The organism is Christiangramia sp. 3-2217-3z (assembly GCF_051195275.1).
In the GTDB taxonomy this organism is placed as follows: domain Bacteria; phylum Bacteroidota; class Bacteroidia; order Flavobacteriales; family Flavobacteriaceae; genus Christiangramia; species Christiangramia marina.
In genome coordinates this window covers 1-3,806 of the sequence record NZ_JBNJLI010000025.1, presented here as the reverse complement: position 1 = coordinate 3,806, position 3,806 = coordinate 1, and the positions used below count along the sequence as shown (strand labels likewise).

Below are 3,806 nucleotides of genomic sequence, written 5' to 3'. Positions count from 1 at the left end.
TAGAAACCAGAAAATAAAACAAAAAAGCCGACAAATCCGCGTCCCAACTCCCGCAACTGTCGATAGCCGAGACCGTTAGCTCCAATATTTTATCAAGAAAAAAGTTCCCGATTTGGTAATTTTATTTATCTTTGTTTTAAAATAATTTAATGTGAGAATTATTGCAAAACGAACCTTACGTGATTTTTGGACAAAACACGCTGATAGTGAACAACAATTGAAAGCCTGGTATCGAGAAACAGAAAAAACCAATTGGGAAAATATTAATGATCTAAAGAAAGATTATCCTAGCGCAAGTATTTTACAAGAAAATAGAATTGTATTCAACATTAAAGGAAACAATTATAGATTGATTGTAAAATTCAGTTTCGAATATCAAATCTGTTGGATAAGATTTATTGGAACACACGCAGAATATGATAAAATAGACGCAAATACAATTTAAGATGAAAATTACACCAATAAGAAACGAACAAGATTACCAAAATGCACTTGAAAGACTTGAGGTGATTTTTGATGCAAAAAAAGGAACTGAGGATGGTGACGAACTAGAAATATTATCAATTCTAATCGACAATTATGAAAATGAACATTTTCCAATTGGAATGCCAGATCCGATAGAAGCTATAAAATTTAGAATGGAACAAATGGGAATGAAACAAAAAGATCTAGCAGAGGTTTTTGGTTTCAAAAGTAGAGTAAGTGAAATTTTAAGTAAGAAAAGAAAACTGACTTTAGAAATGGTAAGAAAGCTAAATACTACACTACATATTCCGACAGAGGTTTTAATTCAAGATTATTAATCTGAACACAAATACTGGAGCTAACAACGGTTAATCGCCAATAAGCGGCAGCGTTAGAAAGAAAATAATTTTCTTGACTAACAAACCAATACTAAGCCGACAAATCCGCGTCCCTTACTCCGCCAACTAGCGATAACCGGAGCCGTTACCTGCAAGCCTACAAGAATTTTTACTATTTCTACATTGACTTTTTCATTCTAATTCAATCCTAAAAAAATTTTGATAATTTAGACGAAATTTTGAAGCATTAACGATTAAAGCAGCTTTAATGAGTAACTTAAGTAAATCCATTTCTTTACGTCCCACCTTATTAGGTGAATCGGTCACTTTATTAGCGACTGAAAAAATGGAATGTTTGATTACGCAAGAAGGTTTGGTTGAGCTCATTAATCAATTAGTGAATTATAAAGAAGAAGGAAAGGATTTATTTCCTAAAATATACATATTTGATGATAAGGATAATGTGATGAAGTCCTTACCATCCTCCCAAGAATGTTTTATTGGTTCCGGTGAGAAAACAAAGGAAACTATGTTAAGGGCCTTAAAAAAATGTGCGCCATTAACAGATTCTGATTGGTCAATATTCATTCACAGGAAAGATACTAGTTTTGATTATGGTGTTTTTCGTGCGGGAACTTCAATTTTATCAGTATCAATAGAGGAAAGTCTCATCGATAAGGATAATAAAGACGAAGATGATATTAAAGCAATTTTAATCCACCAAATTTCTGATAAATTAATAGAAGTTAAAGGTATTCAGAGTGATCCTCTGCTAATAAGCTTTGGTGGTAGAGAAGAATCCAAGGTTTCTCCGGTTGGCAATCAAATTAAATTCATCGAGTACATAACGGCTGACGTTCCTGAGGATATTAAAGAACCAACCAAAAATTTCTATAAAAAGATTTTTAATGAAATTTTAAAAATAGGACACGGAACACTAGCGTGCGTTATAAATAGTAGGAAAACGAATGTTCCAAAGAAATTAGAAGACGGTATTCAACTCCAGAAAAGAATAGATGTTCCAAAAATGATAAAACAATTATTAAAAGGTAATGATTTACAGTCAAACTCTGAATTGAACGGATTTTATTCAATAATAATTGGAATGCTTCAAAGTGATGGAATTACAGTTTTTACAACAAATGGAGAAATCGCATCCTATAATGTATTTATTAAACATCCCGCTAAAATTGCAAAAACAAATACTTCAGGTGGTGCAAGAAGTCGAACATTTTTAGCATTATCCAATTTAATTGGAAAAGGATTAGAAGCAGCTTACATACAATCACAAGATGGTAAAATAGAAATTAAAGGTAATGAGTGATAATCAAATAGTTTTGTGGCAAAATGAGACTTTACCGGTATTGCCGAAAAAGGTTAGCAAAATAGACGAAATGGTAACCTATGGTTTACAACTTCAAAGCAAGGATCAAAAACAAATTGTTTTAGGATTTAATAGCGAATCCTACGAAATGGTTTCCACTTATGTTTGGACAAAGTCCATTACATCTTTGAAAAATCAATTAAGCAAGATGGGGGTTTCTTTCATCGCTGAGATGTTAGATAGACCTGATATAAATGAATACAGTAATATCCAACAAGCTATTTCTGAATTTGAAGCTATTCGTCTAGCCGAAGAGCTTGGAGTAATTAGTGGAACTTCCGCTTTTAGACTTCGTCAGGCAATGGAAACTGTTACTCACTTCAATCAAGCAGAACTTGAGGAAGATATTGAGAATGAAATGACGGAAGATGAGGCTAAAACAATTTTGAGATCTTGCATACAAGGTGTGCTAGGTTATAATAAAATTGAAGCTGCAATTGATTTTAAGAATTTTAGGACTGAATTAGAAGAAAGTACATTAAAGGAAGATAATCCACATATAGTAAAACTAACCCAGAGCCCTTATTTCTTTCATAGAACTGTTATTAGGATTTTGTTGTCTCTAGTAAAATCTACCAGTGGTGCTCAATTAGAAAACTCCTTGGCTAATTCTAATCTTATAATTCCATTACTTTGGACAAATCTTAAACATCCAGAAAGATGGCAAATAGGTAGGTCATATTCAGAACTATTTACAGATGGTCAAACTAAAGCGGCAAGCGGTCTTAAAAGGGTTCTTTTAAAAGTTCGAGGATTTGATTTTGTACCAGAAGATTTAAGATCTTCTTCATTCATTAAAGTTGCTCATGAAATTATTCAAGCTCATGAGGGAATGAATAATTTTTATAATGAACCCGCACCAGTTAAAACTTTATACTCAATGGGAAGTACAATTCCAATACCTGCCTTTTCAATATGTATGACTTCAGTTTTATGTGTCAAATTAGGTAACGGATATGGAGTATCCAACGCTGCACAAGGACCTGCCAACGAAATTATTCAAAACACTACCGAAGATCGATGGTTATATTTTTTCAAAGAATGTTTAGAAACTAATGATAGAATATTATTTAAACTAAATCAAAGTAGTCCTTTAAAAAGATGGATCGATTTATTTGATTCAGTAGATATTGATTCGTTAACTCAAGAAATCCAAAACCGTGATATAGTAAACTTATTAAACGCAACAAAACAAAAAAATACTATACGAGTAGGAAGTATTGCAAAAAAAATGTATTCCAAAATTGGTTATCAGAATAAGTAGGCCAGCAGGTAACATCGGTTCATCGCAAATAACGGGTATCTTTTATAAAGGATAAAATAAGAAACCAACAAACAAAATAGTTAATCCGACAAGTCCGCGTCCCTACTCCCGCAACTTGCGATAACCGCAAACCGTTATATGCAATTGCTCCGCACAGTTTCAGCTACATAAAACATTAATTTTCTAAACGGACAAATCCGTATAATAAGCCATAAATTGAAAGATTCGAGGAAATAATCTTTTGTAAATAGATAATTTACAACATCCAGATCCGAAATGTAATTCTTCAATTTTCGTTCAAAATAAGATAATGACTAAAGAAGCTTTTGGTAGCTACTCAAGCACAAATTTAGCT

The 3,806-nt window shown here is 32.5% G+C and carries 4 protein-coding genes; all 4 read left to right on the top strand.

What is annotated here, in order from left to right:
- The first annotated feature begins 151 nt into the window (after positions 1 to 151).
- The gene (locus ACSHZO_RS15695) at positions 152 to 445 is read left to right on the top strand and encodes a type II toxin-antitoxin system HigB family toxin (protein ID WP_298248398.1); all 294 of its coding nucleotides are present in this window, start codon (positions 152 to 154) and stop codon (positions 443 to 445) included.
- A gap of 1 nt (position 446) precedes the next feature.
- On the top strand, positions 447 to 803 hold the full coding sequence (locus tag ACSHZO_RS15690) for a helix-turn-helix domain-containing protein (RefSeq protein ID WP_298248397.1): 357 nt from the start codon (positions 447 to 449) through the stop codon (positions 801 to 803).
- 268 nt (positions 804 to 1,071) lie between these two features.
- Complete coding sequence (locus ACSHZO_RS15685; protein ID WP_298248396.1) at positions 1,072 to 2,127, top strand: hypothetical protein; 1,056 nt, start codon at positions 1,072 to 1,074, stop codon at positions 2,125 to 2,127.
- On the top strand, positions 2,120 to 3,451 hold the full coding sequence (locus ACSHZO_RS15680; protein ID WP_298248395.1) for a hypothetical protein: 1,332 nt from the start codon (positions 2,120 to 2,122) through the stop codon (positions 3,449 to 3,451). Before ACSHZO_RS15685 ends, ACSHZO_RS15680 begins: the two co-directional genes overlap by 8 nt.
- The last annotated feature ends 355 nt before the right edge of the window (positions 3,452 to 3,806 follow it).

Excerpts from the sequence above, each read along its gene's own strand:
- ACSHZO_RS15680 (WP_298248395.1), top strand. The coding sequence starts at position 2,120 with ATGAGTGATAATCAAATAGTTTTGTGGCAAAATGAGACTTTACCGGTA.
- ACSHZO_RS15685 (WP_298248396.1), top strand. The coding sequence starts at position 1,072 with ATGAGTAACTTAAGTAAATCCATTTCTTTACGTCCCACCTTATTAGGT.
- ACSHZO_RS15690 (WP_298248397.1), top strand. The coding sequence starts at position 447 with ATGAAAATTACACCAATAAGAAACGAACAAGATTACCAAAATGCACTT.